Below are 18,567 nucleotides of genomic sequence, written 5' to 3'. Positions count from 1 at the left end.
AAAGATCCGCAAAAACGGGCGCAAATATATGCTGATTTACAACGTGAACTTATGCAAAAAGGACCTTATGCGTTTATTTACCAGCAATATAGCGTTGTCGCGATGACACCGGATGTCAAAAAATGGGTTTGGAATAGTGCACCGCGTATTTTTTATAGTAAAATTGAAAAATAAAAGTGTCTTTTGGTGTTGTCAAAGGTAAAATAGCTTGATCATAATTGCATGATGAAAATATTCTTTCATATAAAAGTCCTTCAGTTTCTTAAAGGATGAAACTGTGAGGGATGTTTGTGCTGTATATGATGGAGGTCGTTTATTAAGGGGGATGAATATAGAAAGTTATATTGGACAAGATCTTTGTTTGTGGCTACAGATTCTCTGCATCCCGAATATAGATTGATGTATGAGAGAATTATTTTATAGATGCTTAGTTTGATTAAATAAAGTTGATGTTTGATACTATGCTGTTTAAAAGATGAAAGAGCAAAATCACAACAGCTATGTGTGAAAAGGCATAAGAATATAATAGGAAAAAAATGGGAAAAAAATGTTGAAAAAATTTTCTGTTTTATTAGGCATAACAGCTTTTTTAAATGGGGCTATAGCATCAGCATTTAGTGCTTCATCTAAAGATATATTGGTGATGGCATGGAATATTGATTCAATGAGTAGTTTTGACCCAGCGCAAACTGTTGAAGTCGTGACGAGTGAGTTATTGACGAATATTTGTAGCGCGTTAGTACAATATGATGAACATGATCCTACAAAAATTCGCCCTGCTATGGCAAAATCTTGGGATGTTTTAGATAATGGCAAAAGAATAGTTTTTCATCTTCGTGATGATTTAAAGTTTAATGATGGAAGAACAGCAACGGCGCAAGATTTGGTATGGTCGATGCGGCGGATTATTAAATTAGGATTGAGCTATGCCCAATCTTTAATGGATTATGGGTTTACTAAAAACAATGTTGAAACAAATATTCAAGCTCTTGATGATAAGACTTTGCAATTAAAATTAGATAAACCCTACCCTATTCAGCTCATATTGACTGTTATTGGACAGTCTTATGCTTCTGCTTTGCTTGATCGGAAAACAATTGAAGCGCAGAGTATTAACGGTGATATGGGGAATAAATATTTAGCGACACATTCGGCTTGTGTTGGACCTTATAAATTGGTGAGCTGGTCTCCAGGAGATAAAGTTGTATTAGAGGCTACACAGCATTATTGGGGCGATGTGCCTAAAATTAAGAAGATTGTTGTGCAGCACGTAGCAGATTCATCAAGTCAAAGACTTCTTTTGGAAAAAGGTGATGTGGATATAGCGCGTGATCTTTCTTCAGAGGATATTTTAGATCTTGAAAAAAAGGGAGGCCCAGTCAAAATTAGTCGTGTTTTGCGCCCCCAGATTATTTATTTATCATTAAATAATAAGAATGCAATTTTTGTAAACGAAAAGGTTAGATTGGCACTTCGTTATTTGGTTGATTATGAAGGTCTTGGAAAAACTGTTTTGAAGGGGATTGCTATTCCGCGGGCAACTTATATGTCCTTGGGTGTTCCTGGTGCTTTGGATGAAAAAGAAGGTCTGCCTTTTAAGTTGGATTTGAAAAAAGCAAAACAGTTAATTACTGAGGCTGGTTATCCGAACGGTTTTAAAGCTAATCTTTTAGTTGGAAGCCTTAGTTATATGTCGTCTGTTGCACAGTCTATTCAAGCCAATGCACGTAAAATTGGTGTTGAGCTGACAATTGAAAAAATGGCACAAAATCAATTGTTGAGCCGTGTACGTGGTGGAAATTATGATACTGCTATTATGGGGTGGGGGAGTGCCGATCCTGATGGACATCCTGCCTCATTAAATCACGTGTTTAATCCTGATCCAACATTTACAAAAAAGCACAATATGTATTTGGCTTGGCGCGCTGGGTATTATGATGAAAATATTAATAACATGGTGATGGATGCTTTGTTTGAGAAAGACCCCAATAAGCGTATCATGCAATATCGTACTTTACAGCATTATGTGCTAGAGCATGGTCCTATGGTTTATTTATTTCAGACATATTATACCGTTGGTATGGGACCTGATGTCAAAAAATGGATTTGGAACAGTTATAGACTTTATTACAATGAAGCAGAAAAATAAAAAGAAGCATGTTATAGAGAAGGATTGTAGAACATGCTTAATAAGAGGTTGTTTCGTTATATAAAAAAAGGTATTTGCTTTATGTTTTGTCGCTACAGAGGGGATTTTTATAATGGTTTTGCCACTTTCAGAGACTGAAAGAGCTGTATCAGAAAAGCAGAAAAGATTATTTTTATGGGATTTTTTATGCAAAGGATTGAAACTTCTTATTTCAGTTTTTATCACATTGCTTGGGTTGGTGACGATCACTTTTTTTCTTGGTCATCTTCTTCCTCTAGATCCAGTTCTGTCTATTCTTGGTGATAATATCAGTCAGGAAGCTTATGATGCAATGTATTATAAGCTTGGTCTTGATAAGCCGTTGATTGTTCAATATTGGAAGTATCTTCATAATGTATTTTTATTTGACTTTGGAGATGCTTTAACTTCTGGGCGTCCTGTTCTAGCTGATATTATGCGTGTATTTCCTGCAACATTAGAGCTTGCAACCGTTGCTATTGTTATTGGCACAAGTCTTGGAATTCCATTTGGTGTTTTTGCAGCAATGTATCGCGATTCATTTATTGATTATGTTGTTCGTGTTTTTACACTTGTAAGTTATTCTACTCCAACGTTTTGGCTCGGTTTAATGGCTTTGTTAATATTTTACGCCAAGCTTGGCTGGGTTGGTGGTCCAGGACGTATTGATTTTCTTTATGAATATTCTTTCGAACCAAAAACAGGATTTTTCCTTTGGGATACTGCAAGCCAAGGACAATGGGAGGCTTTTGGTAATGTTTTTAGTCACATTATTATGCCTGCTTTGATCTTAGCTTTCGGTGCTATGGCTTATATTAGCCGTATGACTCGTGGGTTTATGATTGAGCAGCTTAATCAGGAATATATCATTACTGCACGTGTAAAGGGGTTATCGTGGGCACGAACGGTATGGGGACATGCCTTTAAGAATGCTGCTGTTCAGGTTATTACCGTTGTTGCGCTTTCTTATGCTTTTTTATTAGAAGGGGCTGTTTTAACGGAGACAGTTTTTGCTTGGCCTGGTTTTGGACATTACTTGACAAATGCTCTTTTAGCCGGAGATATGAATGCAGTTGTAGGATGTACTTTACTTGTAGGATTTATCTTTGTCGCCATTAATTTATTTTCTGATTTGCTTTATCGCATTTTTGATCCAAGGACACGTTGAATATGACAGTAAGTAATCATCATAAATCGCAATCATCATCTTTTTTGGGTGGTTGGTTAAACGACCCTGTTCCAAGCTCCATAATTCAGGCGAACATACAGAGAATTTATCACGCACTGGTTAAGTTTTTTCATAACTTTTCGGCTGTATTCGGTCTGCTTATTATTTGTATTATTATCATATGTGCATTTTTTGCTCCTTGGATTGCTACGCATGATTTTCTTAGCAATGATCTAGGGCATCGGTTGCAGCCACCCTCTATGGCGCATTATTTTGGAACAGATGAATTAGGACGTGACATTTTTAGTCGCCTTGTTTTTGGTTCCCGTATTACTCTTTATGTTGTTTTTCTTACAACCATTATTGTAGGTCCAATAGGGCTTATTGTTGGAACTGTATCTGGTTATATGGGCGGATGGGTTGATACTGTGCTCATGCGCATTGTCGATATTTTTCTTGCTTTTCCAGGTTTGATTTTAGCTCTTGCATTTTCAGCCGCATTGGGACCAGGGATTGAAAATGCCTCTATTGCAATTTCAATTGCAGCATGGCCCCCAATTGCACGTTTAGCACGTGCTGAGACTTTGACAATACGTTCTTCTGATTATGTTTCTGTCGTTCGCTTGCAAGGGGCTTCTGCTTGGAGAATAATTTTGTTTCACGTTGCGCCCATGTGTATTCCTTCAGTGATTGTACGATTAACTTTAGATATGTCTGGCATTATTTTAACGGCTGCTGGCCTTGGTTTTTTAGGGTTGGGAGCTCAACTTCCAAGTCCTGAATGGGGTGCGATGCTTTCTTCAGGGCGGGAATTTATGATGACAAATTGGTGGTTGGCGGCAATACCAGGCTGTGCAATATTATTTGCAAGTCTTGCTTTCAACCTTTTAGGTGATGGTCTTCGTGATGTATTGGATCCACGCAATGGGTAATAAATTATTAGAAGTAGAAGATTTACGTATTTCTTTTCCTACAACGCGCGGCATTTCAGAAGTTGTGCGTGGCGTTAGTTTTTCTGTTGGAAAAGAAAAAATTGGAATTGTTGGTGAATCCGGATCTGGAAAATCGATGACTGGGCGCGCAATATTAAGGTTGAGTCCAAGAGCAGCCATTGTTAAAGCTAAAAAAATGCGCTTTGAGGATGTTGATTTATTGACCGCAAGTGAACCTCAGATGCGAAAAATCCGCGGGAAGCGTATTTCAATGATTTTACAGGACCCAAAATATTCACTTAATCCATTAATACGGATTGGTGAGCAGATTATGGAGGCTTACCGTATTCATTACCGCGTTTCAAAAGTTGAAGCGCAGGAACGGACTATATCTATGTTAGAATCTGTTCATATTCGTGATCCTGAACATGTGATGCGCCTATTTCCTCATGAAATATCAGGGGGGATGGGGCAGCGTGTGATGATTGCAATGATGCTCATTCCAAAACCTGATTTAATTATTGCCGATGAGCCAACATCTGCACTTGATATTACGGTCAGACGACAAGTTTTATCTGTGTTAGATGAACTTGTGACAAAATCTGGAACGGGACTTATTTTCATTAGTCATGATTTGAATATGATTGCTGATTTTTGTGATCGTATTTTGGTGATGTATGCAGGCCGTGTGTTAGAAGAGTTGCCTGCTTCTGATTTGTCTCACGCTTGTCATCCTTATACGAAGGCATTGCTCGCGAGTTTGCCACGGCTTGATAATCCTGTTGATGTTTTGGCTGTTCCTGAGCGTGATCCTGATTGGTTACATAATCCTACGATTGTTAATGGTGTTGAGGAGGTTCCTCATGACAAATTGTGAGAATATTATTGATGTTTCTAATTTATCTGTAACTTTTGGTCATAGGCATAAGGCAGTAACAGTTGTTAAAAATGTTAATTTTCATATTAAGCGTGGTGAAGCTTATGGTTTGATTGGTGAATCCGGATGTGGAAAATCAACAATTTTGAATACATTGGTGGGGCTTATTCCAGATTATAGTGGAAAGTTCCTTTTTGCTGGACAAGAAGTCGAAAAGAAAAGAAGTAAAGATTTTTTACGCTGTATTCAAATGGTTTTTCAAGATCCTTATGCTTCACTTCATCCAAGAAAAATGGTCCATACGGTTCTTTCTGAATCTCTCAAAATCCATGGGATGGATAATCAAAAGGAGCGGGTGGAGGATGCTTTAGATTCCGTTGGTTTAGATTCTTCATTTCTTTATCGTTATCCTCATGAGCTGTCTGGAGGGCAGCGTCAGCGTATTGCTCTTGCACGTGCTTTAATTATTGAACCAGAGGTTTTGTTGCTTGATGAGCCAACATCTGCATTGGATGTGTCGGTACAGGCTGAAATTTTAAACTTGTTGAAATCATTACGCGTGAGAAAAAAGCTTACTTATTTGATGGTATCCCATGATCTTGCTGTTGTTGCACATATTTGTGAACGTGTTGGAATTATGCATAAAGGGATTATTCTTGAAGAGCTTAGCAATGATGAATTGCGTAATTTACATGCGCAACACGATTATACAAAGGAGTTTTTTGAAGCAAGTATAGAGCCTATTGTCCATAGAGAGCAAAGAGTATGATCGATTTTCCAAAAGAGAAAATACATTTTTCTGTTTTAGGTTTCGAGAAGTATTTAGTATCTTTGTTGTAATAGAGAGTTTTTGTATTTTTTATAGTGTGAAATCTTATCGATATAATTTATTGAGAGAAGTTTTAGCTCTCATATTTTTCACTTTATTAGTTGTACAACGTTATGAGTCATCTGCATGACTCATAACGCGCATTATGTATTTTTTTGTATAATTTGTTAATTATAAATTTATGTCTAGAAGTTTTCATTGTAGATGAGCATTAAACTTGTAAAAAATAATAGGTGATTAATAATGCTATGTTTTCTAGGAAAATTTATTCTTTAGAGTATAGTTTGATTTTTATTGTTTTGATTTGTTTATTCTTTTTTACAATGTTAGCTCTTATTTATCAGAAAATGCTAAGTTTTATTCTTTGCAAAAGAAGAAGCTGTTATGAAAATTTTTCAATGGTACATGAGAATGATTCAACTATTTTTGTTGTTTTTTATTCTTAAAAAGAGATTATTTGAAAGAAAAACAGATTTTATAAATAAAAAAGGCAGCATATTGTGCTGCCTTTTTTGATAAAATGTATACAGATAACAATACGTCTGTTGTTACAGTCTTGATTTAAAAATGATAGTATATTCCACCTGAAAAACTTGCTCCGGATATACCAGTTTTTTTAAAGCTGTTGTTAATAGCTGATTTCAATTTTGCTGTTTTGTCAATGATGGCATTGATGATATCTTCTTTTAGGATTTCATAGGATAAAAGAGTATTAAGATAAAAACCACTGTCACGCTGTTTACTGCTATAGGCGGTGAGTGAAATGACCATTTATTCAATATGCTCTTACTTGCTGTCTTGCATATTCTTTGGAGTGCAAAGAGAGTTGTCCATAGGTTTCTATAAGACCAAAATGTGTTGTAGATATTTTTCCTTTCTAGCGCGACAAAGTTAACAGCTCCTTGTAGAGCAGCATAACGAAGATGAGTACTGCTATAACCATATCTACTAGAAGTACTACTTATCAAAAAATAAGCTTCCTGTTTTTCCATAGGTGTATAAGAAAAAGCCATTCCGTTTGTCTTATTCTTTCCTTAAGACAAATGTCGCATATTGGTTAACAGTTGCACTTTGCTTAGCCATATCGGTCAATCCAGCATACAAGAGAGCACTGGGCATGATCAAAGAGTTTGTATTTATGGCACGATGTTTTTTACTTTTGAGTCGCTATCAAGCAGTAATGGTTGCAAGCGAAAATCCCAAAAATTTTTATTTTCTCCTAAAAGGTTTTGTTCAGTATTTGTTTTACTGTGGTTTGATTTTGGTCCATAAGCTTTCAGTATATATTTATAAGGTGAACCACTTATTGTGATATAGCCATTTGCAAGTTTGAAAGAGTTTTGATTTACTTTTCCAGACACTTGAATGAGTGAAAGACCACGTACACTGGTAAGAGCAGAAGTGTCTGCTTTAATATTGTTCTTTTCTAAATGTCCAGTGATATAAATCAGTGTAGTCCCTGAAACATCACCGTGAATCAGAAGATGGTCAGCTTTTTGTTTGTTTACGGCAGCGCTATCACTCCATTCGACATTGAAATGAATTTCTGCTTTTCCTGTAGCATTGTAGACTTTTTTAGTATTTGGTCTGCCAGATCCTATGTGCAACGTGTGATAATGATCTTCTGTTGGCTCTTCAAAAACAATAGAGCTGTCATTGATGTTAAGGACAGAAATATCAGAACGTACTCTTTGAGCAATATCAAGCAGTTGTTCGTTCTGGCTTTTTTTATTTGTGCTTGTTTTCAATGTCCATTTCGTATTGTTTTGCAAATCAAAGATTGTTTTGAATTTTTTTTCGGTGCTCACTTTGCCGTCTAAGACGGAGTGATCGGCGTTTAGTGTAAAAGTGAAATCATTTTTTTTCGTTGAAGCTTCGGTTACTAATAAAACATTGGCACGGATTTCTGAATTTTTGAGATTGACTTTACCAATTGATTCATTTGCATTAATTCCAGTACCATTTTTAATGTGAAGTTTTGTATTGGTTAAATTGACTTCTGATGTTTTATTGTTCTTGGATTTTTCAAATGCTATACCTCTATCTTCTGCTGTGACAGAAACATCTGTCACATCAATATGTCCATTATTATTTACAACAAATGCACTATTTTCGGCAATTACTGTTCCTCCGATCATTTTAATCATCCCGCCATTTTCTGAAGAAAGTCCGATCTCAGCATTTTTAATCGTTGTGTGGCCATATAATTCAACTAAACTGCCAACATCTTGGCTTTCCGCACCGGATCCGTTGCTATCTGCTGTTATTAGAGTAACATTCGTGGCTTTAATACGTCCACCATTTTGGGCAGATAATGCAGTAGTTTTACCTTGTACTGTTCCTCCCGTTACGGTAACGACAGATTTTGAGTCTTTTGCATAGAGTCCAGCGTCGTCAGATGATGTAATTTGAGTATTGTCAGTTAAAGTAATGGTACTGCCGTTTATGGCAGATATTGCTGCACCTTCTGCGTTAAATGATCCTCCAGAAACTGTTATTTGAGAACCATTATCTGAAATTATGCTATTGATTGCTTGCGGAACGGTTACATTTTCTAAAGTAATGGCACTTCTTCTTGCAATTATTGCGTTGATCAGTAGTGTATTGTCCTTACTATTTAATATCGTTACATCTTTCAGTTTGTTATTGCTCTTATTTTTTAACAAATGAACGCCAGATTCGGAAGCAGTAATTGTTCCTCCGATCATTTTGATTGTACTATCGTTTTGCGCATCAATTCCGATTTTAACGTCACTGATCGTTGTATTTCCAAGCAATTCAATCACACTGTTAGAGCCAGAGGAAGCTGCACCAGCAGCTACACCACTGCCATTATTAGTTGCTTTTAAAGCAACATTTGTAACCGTAATATGGCCACCTATATCTGCTTCTAAGGCTGTATATTTTCCTGTCACGCTTCCTGTTGTCATTATAATCGTGGATTTTGAGTCTTGTGCATAGAGTCCTGCTTCATCATATGACGTAATTTGAGCATTGTCCGTTAAGGTGATGCTGCTGCCGTTTTGAGCACATATTGTTGCATAGCTTGAATCAAATGATCCTCCAGAGATTGTTATGTTAGAACGATTATTTGCAATTACGCTGTTGCCTGTTTGAGTCACTTTTACATTTTTTAAAGTGAGTCTACTTTCTTTCTCTAGACGTATTCCGTTGCCTGAATTTTTATCTTTACCGGTTGATATTATTACATTTTCTAGTTTGTTTTTGGTGCTCTTACTGTTCACGAAGCCAACACCAGTTGCAGAAGCCGTAATGGTTCCCCCTATCATTTTAATTACGCCATCATTACTTGCCAAAAGCCCGACAGTAGCATTCTTAATCGTTGTATTTCCATATAATTCAATCATACTATTAGCGCTATCAACTCCTGCTCCTCCCCCATTGCCATTTGTTGTTGTTAGAGAAACATCTGTGACCTTAATATGCCCACCGTTTTCTGCATTTAATGCTAATTCTCCGGTTACTGTTCCCCCCGTCATTGTGATGGTAGAATGTAAACCATTTGTATAGAGTCCTTTGCTATTCGATGATGATGATGTAACTTGCACATTGCCTTTTTTACTACTAGTTAAAGTAATGTTACTACCGTTTCCAGCGTATACTCCTACGGTTTTCCCCTCAAATGATCCTCCAGAAACCGTTACTTTAGAATGATTATTCGCAGCTATGCCGCTTTTTGCCTGCGTAACTGTTACATTTTCTAAAGTGACTTTACTTTCCTTGTCGGCACCTATTCCTGTGATTTTAGGCTCTTTATCGTTACTGCTCGATATTTTCACATTTTCTAGCTTGTTTTCATCGCTCTTACTATTGTAGAAACCAGCACCGGTTTCAGAAGCTGTAATGGTCCCTCCGATCATTTTTATCATTCCACTGTTTTGTGCATGAAGACCGACTACAGCATTCTTAATTGTTGTATTCCCATGCAATTCAATCATGCTGTTCGGACCGCCGGCGACAACTGTTCCGATTTTATCATTCGTCGCTGTTAACGCAACATCTGTGACCTTGATATGTCCACCGTTTTCTGCAACCAACGCCATTTTTTCTGTGATTACGCTTCCTCCCGTCATTTCGATTGTGGTTTCTGAATCTGTTGCATGAAGTCCAGTGCCATGAGATGATGTAGCTTGAACATTGTTGGTCAGAGTTATGCGACTGCCATTGTAAGCAGATATTGCTGCCTTTGTGGCATCAAATGATCCTCCCAATACCGTGATTTCAGATTTATTATTTGCAGTAACGCTATTCATTGCCTTAGTCACTTTTACATTTTCTAAAGTGACTTGACTGCCATTGTACGCAAATACACCACCGGATAGTGGTGCTTTGCCCTTGCCACTTGATATTATTATATCTTTTAGCTTGTTTCCAGCGTTCTTACTATTATTGAAGCTAGCACCAATATAGGAAGCGTTAATGGATCCTCCAGTCATTTTGATCATAGCATTATCTTTTGCAAAAAGTCCACCTCCATCACCGCTAATGGTTGTATTTCCGAGCAACTCAATTATGGTATCAGAATTGTAAGCATTGACAGTGAAAGTTGGGCTATTTATTATTTTTAAGGACACGTCTGTGACTTGAATATGGCCACCTTTGGTTGCAGATAATGCGGCATCTTTTCCTGTTATATTTCCTCCCGTCATTGTGATCTTGGCTTTTGAGCCTTCTGCATAGAGACCAACGTTATCAGATGATGTAATTTGAGCATTGTTAGTTAAAGTAATCGTGCCGCTGCTTAGAGCATGTATTGATGCGCCTTTTGCATCAAATGATCCTCCAGAGATTGTGACCTTAGACTGATTATTTGCGACGACGCTATTCATTGCCTTACTCACCTTTAGATTTTCTAAAGTGACTTCACTGTCTTTGTCTGCAACTATTGCAAAATTTAGTGGTTCTTTGCCTTTGCCACTTGATATTATTATATCTTTTAGCTTGTTTTCAGCATTCTTACTGTTCAAGAATTTAGCGCCAGTTTTGGAAACTGTAATAGTTCCCCCAGTCATTTTTAGTGTAGCACCATCTTTTGCTTCAAGACCGAAGAAAATGTTAGAACCAGTTCCTTTAATGGTTGTAGCATCCAGTAATTCAATCGCAGTGTTAGAACCTTCAGCTGTTATAGCGTGCGTATTTGTACTTATATTGGTGTTTGTTTTTTTGTTTCCGATTATCGTCAAATGCTTGCCGATAATTTGGCCACCTTTTTTTGCGTGAATAATTTCATAGGTTTCGTTGGAAACTTCTTTTTTACTTTCTGAAATTTCAAGATTTTTAGCTTGTGCATTAAGATGGATACCAGACAGTACAACTGCCATAATTGCTGTGCAGGATAGAAGAAATTTTTTAGGCATTAGTCCACTCCTTTTAAAGCCCCCAACATTCATTTTCCCGCCGACTTCATAAGAAGAAGTGAAAATAGATGGTTTTCAATAAAATAACCGATTCAGCCTATTTTGTTTATTCTTACCTGTCAAATTAAAGTATATGATAATATAATTTATATTCAATTTAAATGTATTATTAAATAATAATTCTTTTTTTAGCTTACTATTTAGTAATTAAATATTTTTTCTAAATATAAAATGAATATTCAGAAATAATATTTTAAGTGAATTTTAGCTTATGTAGATTTTTGTTGAAGGCGCATAATATCGGTTACAATTTTTTCCGCATTAAGGAAAAAGGGGAGGGCAAGCGCAGTTGGGAGCAATAAGCAAAAATGAAAAAAGTTTCCTTACGTTGGATTTAAAACGCGTTTTCTGTTTAAGATAAAGAATACTGCTTGATGTGTTTTTACAAAGCGTAGCATTCTTCTTGAATGTGTCGCATGAATTTGTTGAGGATTCTTATTATGTTTATTGTATCTGATTGAATAAGTTTCGTAGAAGAATGTTCTGCGCTGCATTTTTTACATGAAGAGAAGAGAGGTCCTTGAAAAGAGAAAGACGGCTTTAATATACAAAAAAAGGCAGCACAATTGTGCTGCCTTTTGTTAAGTTAAATAGAATGATAGGCTATTTTTACAGTCTTTCCTTAAAACTGATAGCGTATTCCACCTGAAAAGTTTGCACCACTTATACCAGTTTTCTGAAGCTTTTGTTGATAGCTTACATCACCATGAAGGGAGAAATTGTGAGACAGTTGTGCATTGATGCCAATGCCGCCTTCAATTGCAGGTCCCATAGGATCAAGGTCAAAGTCTCTACCAATATGAATGGTACCATCATCACCAAAGGTTTTGATTAAGTTTACTTTTCCATAGAAAGACATAGGACGGTTGTTTTCAGTGGAAATGGTTTGGGTCAAACGTCCACCAACACGGATCAACCATTGAGAAGGATTGTTCATATCAACAGTGAAATTATCAGCATCTTCAATGGTGTTAAACATCAAATGTTGATAGGCAATTTGTGCTTGTGGCTCAAATGTTAAACCTTCCATTCCGGTTGCAAATTCTTTGCCAACAGTGGTGGAGATACTCAACATTTTGGCATCGTTCAACTTTGCGGTATTGCCTCTGATGGCATTGGCGATATGCCCTTTTAGGATACCGTAGGACAAGAGTGCATCAATGTAGAAACCACTGTTGTGTTGTATACTGCCATAGGCTGTCAGTGACCATTTATCCAGCGTGTTCTTACCGGCATCTGACATGTCCTTTGGTGTAAACGACAGCTGCCCATAGGTACCTACAAGACCGAGATGTGTTGTGGTATTTTGCCCTTCAATTGCTGCCAATGTAACACCGGCTTGGAGAGCAGCATAGCGAATATCAGCACCATAACCGTATTTGAGAGGTCCGCGTTCAGAAGATAAAGTTCCTGTGCTTCCATAGGTGTATAAGAAGAAACCGGTTTGTTTTTCCTCTTCTTTTCCTAAGATGGATGTTCTGATATTGGCTAAGAGCGCGTTTTGTTTAGCCATATCTGTTAATCCTGTACTGAAAAGAGCATTTGGCATGACCAAATAGCTTGCTGTCTGTGGTACAAGAGCGGCTACACTTGGACCAGAGCCAGAACCCGAGCCAGCAGAACCTGAACCAGAGCCAGCAGAACCAGAGCCAGTTTCAAGAATTTCTTTGTGTAAGCGGAAATCCCAGAAATTTTCATTCTTTTCATCAAACAGGTTTTGCGCAATATCGGCTTGTCCATGGCTTGAGTCTGGTCCATAAGCAGTCAGCGTATATTTATAAGGTAAACGACCTCTTGTGGTATAGCCATTTGCCAGTTTGAAAGAGTCTTCCTGTGCTTTTCCAGAGACTTGAATAAGCGAAAGTCCACCGATATTCGAAGGATCAGCAGCATTTACTACACTATTTTTATCCCCTGAATCGCTGTCAATATAAACTGCTGTGGTTCCTGAGACATCACCGTGAATGAGAAGCCTATCGGTTTTTTGATCGGCACTTGCTACACTATCACTCCAAGCAATGTTGAAGTAAATCTTTGCGTCACCAGAGGCTTTGTAGATTTCTTGCGTGTCTGGTTTACCAGAACCTATATGCAATGTGTGATAATGCTCTTCTGTTGGTCCATTAAAGATAATGGAGCTATTGTCGAGATTAAGCGTGGAAATATCAGAACGAGATCTTTGAGCAATATCAAGGAGATTGCCATCATCATCTTTTTCATGTGCACTGTTTTTTAAGATCCATTGCGTATTGTTTTTTAGATCAAAGTGTACATTTCTGTCTTTAGAAATATTCGCTCTGCCTTCTAGAGTAGACTGATCAGCGTTTAATGTGAAAGTGCCGTTGGAGATCGCTTTAACCTCTTTACCATCCCACAAATCTTTATCTTTCCATGATGTTTTGTCCCAAAAAATACCATCTCCTAATAATACGTCAGCATGAACTTCTGATTTTTTAAGATTGACTGTGCCGATTGATGGAGCAGCAGCATCTTCGATACTTTTTTCAACAACAGTTTTAATGAAAATTCCTGTATCATTTTCAGCATGAAGCTCTGCATTGGTCAGATTGATCTCATTGCTATGATATTTTTGTGGATCATGCGAGCCATTTGGATCATTATCAGAGAAAGTTGCGAATTGTAAACCGGCAACTTCTGCTGTGGCAGAAACATCTTTCAGATCAATATGTCCGCCATTTATTACAACCAGTGCAGCTTTTTTTGCTTCTATTTTATTTTTTTTCCCATTCTGAGGAGTGTCGGATTGGGTATCTAGACCTTTAGAATTAGCATCAATAGCGCCATTACTCGTTTTAATTGTACTACCTTCAATAGCAAAAAGACCAACATCAACATTTTGAATGGTTGTTTTGCCATTTAATTCAACTATACTATCGGCATCCCAAATGTTTACACCAACGGTTGGTTCTTCGGATTCACTACCGGTTATTGTTAAATCTCCGCTAATGATTTTACTCCCACCATCCGCATAAAGACCTTCATCAACATTTTGAATAGTTGTTTTGCCGGTTAACTGAATTTCACTACCAGAATCCTCTGTCCGTACACCAGTGCTTATTTTGCCGAGATTTTCATTAATTGCTTTACCACCGGTTATTGTTAAATTTTCGCTGGTAATTTTGCCACCATTTATTGCTCTAAGACCCTTCAAAATATTATTAATCGTCGCCGTTCCATGCAATTCAATTCTGCTAGCAGGATCACGTGCAAGTGCACCGGTTCCCGCGTCATTCGTTGTTAAAGCTACATCCGTGACATCAATCTGTCCACCATTTCGTGCATCAAGCCCATGTGTGAATTTTTCAATGGTTGTTTTTCCATTTAGTTCAATCTTGCTATTAGGCAGGTTAACTCCTACACCAGTGCTTTCTTCTTTTGCTCCAGAACCGATGAGTGTTAAATTTTCGCTGGTGATTTTACCACCATCAAATGCTCCAAGACCGTTCAAAGCATTGTTAATTTTTGTATTGCCTTTTAATTCAATTCTGCTATCAGAACCAAGTGCAAGTGCACCGGTTCCTTTGCCATCTGTTGTTAGAGTAACATCCGTAATTTCAATACGTCCACCATTTTCTGTAAGTAATACGCTTTCATATCCATCCCAAATTCTTCTTATAACAGTTCCTCCTGTGACAGTTCCTCCTTTCATTGTGATCTTGGATTCTATACCATCTGCATGGAGTCCAGTACCATTAGATGATGCGACTGTAACATTGTTGTTTAAGGTAATGATGCTGCCATTTTGAGCAGATATTGCTGTATTTTTTGCACCAAATGATCCTCCAGAGATTGTTATTTCAGAACCATGATTTGCGATTACAGCATTGCCTGCTTGCATCACTTTGACATCTGTTAAATCAACGGTACTTTTGTCTGCTTTTATCCCAACGAGTAGAGGTGCTTCATCTTTACCACTCGATATTGTCACATTGTTCAGCCAGCTTTTTTTGTTTTCATTGTTCCAGAAGAGAGCACCAGTGTCGGAAACGGTAATGGTTCCCCCAGTCATTTGAAATGTAGCACCGTCTTTTGCTTCAACGCCTAAAGAAATGACAGAAGCAGTTCCTTTAATGGTTGTGTTTCCTTGTAACGTAATCGCACTGTCAGGGTTTTCAGCCGTGACAGCATAAGCGGTTTCGTTTTCGCTTGAATTTATATCTTTATTTCCGATCACGGTTAAATCTTTGCCGGTGATTTTACCGCCGGTTTTTGCATGAATAATCTCATAGGTTTTTCCGAGTTCGGATACTGTCTTTCCCTCAGAAACTTCGAGATTTTCAGCATGTACACTGAACTGGATGTTGAACAGGATGATAGCGGCTGCAGCCGTGCATGATAAAAGGGATGTTTTATACACCAATATTCTCCTTATGAGAGCCCCAAAATATTCATTCCCCCGAAAACTTCATAAGAAGAAGTGAAAATGGATAGTTGTTATTAATTTCGATAATTGTCTTTAGTTTTGTAAGATATTTTTGGTTTCTTGTCAAAATTAAAAATTAACTGATATTAACATTATATGAATTTATATTTAATACACAATGTTCTTATAATTGTTTATATTATATAATTAAATTTAATGTAAATATATATTATATAAATTTAAATATTATTATAATACTTACATATTTTATATTGTTTTTTTTTGTAAAGTAATAATAATTTTTTTATGATACTTCTGCAGTTTTATATTTTATCAAAGTGAGTTATGACTGTAATACTTAAACACTTTTTCTAGAACTTTTGATTATTTCTACCTTATTTATCATAAGATTCTAATGTATTTGATCTTGATATCCAAAGGAGTTGATGACTCTAGCATACAGAACACATTTTTTCTTCTGTTGGGGATACTTTAATAGTATACGAACATTTGATAAGTTTTGATAAATAACTAGTTTTTTGTATCTGTTGATGTATCGATAGCATTTGACAGAGCCCAAGCTCATAAATCTCAATAAATTAAAGTGCTTGAAGTTGAAGGTTTGAAACCAGCAGTGCTTTTATATCATCAAAGTGCACCTTCATTGAAGGATCATTGCTTTCGTTCTTTTGAATTTTTGACACACTCTTGACAAGAAAATATAAAAAATTGCTTCTGAAGAATTTTTTATAATATAATAAAATATGTAACGTTTTTATGGTGATAGGTTTATGAGATATAAAGTTAAATTGGTAATCACCGTGATTGCTTTTACTCTCTCTGGTTGTTTTAACCTTGATTCTGAAAAGTTAAGAAGGGACGAGAGGCTTTATCATGATGCATTCATGGGCTGGTCTATGAAAGAAAAGTCTCTTGCAAAAAATTATACTGCTATCATCATGGCTGATCCGCAACCGTGGCGTTTAAACTCTGGTGATGCCAATGGAATATCAAACAGAGAGCCATGGTTAAAGATAAATAAGCAGGTTGCTGGTGTGATAAAAGCGCACAAGGCCGCGTTCCATATTGTCAATGGTGATCTGACGGAGTTTGGACAACAAAAGAACTATGATGATTATAAAAATGTTTATAAAAATTTTGGAGCGCCTGTCTATGAGGGTTTAGGGAATCATGATTATGCCAATAATGTTGGTAATTGTACAAATTCTCAAGAATTCAGTTTTTACAAAGATGCTTGTGCTATAAGTGCAGTTTCAAGAATGGTATCGGAAATCAAAAAATATCGTAGACAATTATCGCATTTCAATGCAGATGTTACTGAAAGTTTGGTTCCCATTTCGGGTGGAAATATTCGCTCTATAAGGGGAAGTTTGAGTTATTCTTGGGATTATGGAGATGTTCACTATGTGCAGCTTCACAATTATCCAAGCTATACGGTTCGTTTGATGGGACAGTCTATGCAGGTGCAAATCAATAAATCTTTAGATTGGCTTAGGAACGATTTAGCTGCTGCTGATGCAAGAGGTAAAGTGACAATCATTAATTTTCATGATGCGCGTGCTGCCTCCATTGATGGTGAATCCTTTTTTATTCGTAAAAAGAATGCTAAAGATTTGTCGGTCTTTAAGTCAATTATTACTTCTCACAATGTTAAAGCAATCTTCGTAGGTCACACGCATTATCAGTCTTATTGCCGTGCGAAAAATGATAAGGTTTTTGGAAATATCCCTATCTATACAGCTGGTGCACTTTTTAATGGAGATTATTACCTCATAGACGTGAAGGGAAAGACCATTCACGTTAAAGCCTATAATGGAGAAATAGGAAAACCGCTTTTAATTAAAGATCTTGGTATTATAGGGAAAGACACCCAATTTTCCGCAAGTTGCAGTCAGTTATAATAGTTTTTTTTCTTTGTTTTAAGGATGAGGGAAAAACGTATTATATGCGCGGACTTGAAGAGCAATGAGAGTGTCTAAGTGTCACTTAAAAATAGAATAAAAAATCAGACATCTTTTTCATATTTTTTTCAAAAATGCTAAAATATCAGGTTAAGCGCTATAAGTGCAATGGTTTAATGTGAACAAAGCTTTAATACAAAGCGGAATAATGGTTTGTTATTTTATTTTTTCTTTTTAGGCTTTCATCTTTGAAGAGAAGAGGAGTGTGTCGAGGAAGTATCCAGAATTACCAAGAAAGCTTTTTGTTTTGATCAATTTTTTACTTATAATCTTCAAACAATTGATGTTTTGTGATGCTGTACAATTTCTTTTGATTAATCGTATGAACTTTTAATTGTATTACAATTTTATCTTCTTCTTTTATACGTAAGTAAATAGATACAATACGATACAAATATTAGTGTCTGTTTATAGTGGTTATGGTTTCACGCAATTACTCTTAGATGACACTCACATGTCTTGACAGTTTTATCTTTGCTTGGAGAAAAGTGTAAAAAGGGGATTTTAAGAAGTTTCAGTTTAGAAAGAGTTTTTTTGCCCGCGAAAAGCTCTCTGATGCTGCCAAGGCAAGTATGGAACAAGCTGGGGAAGATTTAGCGAGTTGGATTGTCGATGGTTTTATGGGCACCATCTCACAATTGACAGATTTTTGTAAATCTTTGCCTCATCGTATGAAGGGGTGGTTTGGGTCCATTAATTTAAGAGAGTTTTTGCCAAGTTTTTTGGGAGGCACAACAGCCATTCAACCGATTGCACAATTTGCGGGGGCGGGGCATGCCAATTACTCTGT

9 protein-coding genes and 2 pseudogenes are annotated in these 18,567 nt (G+C 36.8%); 8 read left to right on the top strand and 3 right to left on the bottom strand.

Annotation, left to right across the window (positions count from 1 at the left end; translation table 11 throughout):
- From ACFIK8_RS08165 to ACFIK8_RS08140, 6 genes and pseudogenes are all read left to right on the top strand, one after another.
- Window positions 1-174 (top strand): annotated as a pseudogene (locus ACFIK8_RS08165) (ABC transporter substrate-binding protein); the annotation flags it as partial.
- A gap of 373 nt (window positions 175-547) precedes the next feature.
- A complete protein-coding gene (locus ACFIK8_RS08160; RefSeq protein ID WP_375669153.1) occupies window positions 548-2,149 on the top strand; it encodes an ABC transporter substrate-binding protein in 1,602 nt (533 codons plus the stop codon).
- Window positions 2,150-2,261: 112 nt separating this feature from the next.
- The gene (locus tag ACFIK8_RS08155) at window positions 2,262-3,335 is read left to right on the top strand and encodes an ABC transporter permease (RefSeq protein WP_015856298.1); all 1,074 of its coding nucleotides are present in this window, start codon (window positions 2,262-2,264) and stop codon (window positions 3,333-3,335) included.
- Window positions 3,336-3,337: 2 nt separating this feature from the next.
- Window positions 3,338-4,267, top strand: a complete 930-nt coding sequence (locus ACFIK8_RS08150; protein WP_015856299.1) for an ABC transporter permease — start codon at window positions 3,338-3,340, stop codon at window positions 4,265-4,267.
- Entirely contained in the window at window positions 4,260-5,144 is an 885-nt protein-coding gene (locus ACFIK8_RS08145) for an ABC transporter ATP-binding protein (protein WP_015856300.1), read from the top strand. Before ACFIK8_RS08150 ends, ACFIK8_RS08145 begins: the two co-directional genes overlap by 8 nt.
- A complete protein-coding gene (locus ACFIK8_RS08140) occupies window positions 5,131-5,913 on the top strand; it encodes an ABC transporter ATP-binding protein (protein ID WP_375653261.1) in 783 nt (260 codons plus the stop codon). The genes ACFIK8_RS08145 and ACFIK8_RS08140 overlap by 14 nt, the downstream gene beginning before the upstream one ends.
- A 621-nt stretch (window positions 5,914-6,534) precedes the next feature.
- Here ACFIK8_RS08140 and ACFIK8_RS08135 read toward each other — a convergent pair.
- The 3 genes from ACFIK8_RS08135 to ACFIK8_RS08125 form a co-directional block, all read right to left on the bottom strand.
- Window positions 6,535-6,744: a hypothetical protein gene (locus ACFIK8_RS08135; RefSeq protein ID WP_375669152.1), complete on the bottom strand. Its 210-nt coding sequence runs from the start codon at window positions 6,742-6,744 to the stop codon at window positions 6,535-6,537.
- A gap of 365 nt (window positions 6,745-7,109) precedes the next feature.
- Window positions 7,110-11,351 (bottom strand): right-handed parallel beta-helix repeat-containing protein, encoded by a 4,242-nt coding sequence (locus ACFIK8_RS08130; protein ID WP_375669151.1) that lies wholly within the window; start codon window positions 11,349-11,351, stop codon window positions 7,110-7,112.
- Window positions 11,352-12,033: 682 nt separating this feature from the next.
- Entirely contained in the window at window positions 12,034-15,789 is a 3,756-nt protein-coding gene (locus ACFIK8_RS08125) for an autotransporter outer membrane beta-barrel domain-containing protein (protein WP_375669150.1), read from the bottom strand.
- A 797-nt stretch (window positions 15,790-16,586) separates the two neighbouring features.
- Between ACFIK8_RS08125 and ACFIK8_RS08120 the strand changes: the two genes are divergently transcribed.
- Together ACFIK8_RS08120 and ACFIK8_RS08115 are read left to right on the top strand one after the other, a co-directional pair.
- Complete coding sequence (locus ACFIK8_RS08120) at window positions 16,587-17,717, top strand: metallophosphoesterase (protein WP_375636668.1); 1,131 nt, start codon at window positions 16,587-16,589, stop codon at window positions 17,715-17,717.
- 632 nt (window positions 17,718-18,349) lie between these two features.
- A pseudogene (locus ACFIK8_RS08115) lies at window positions 18,350-18,567 on the top strand (hypothetical protein); the annotation flags it as partial.

It is taken from the genome of Bartonella sp. MR168JLCBS (assembly GCF_042194175.1).
Note: the sequence above shows the minus strand (reverse complement) of the source record. Positions and strands in the feature narration are given on the sequence as shown.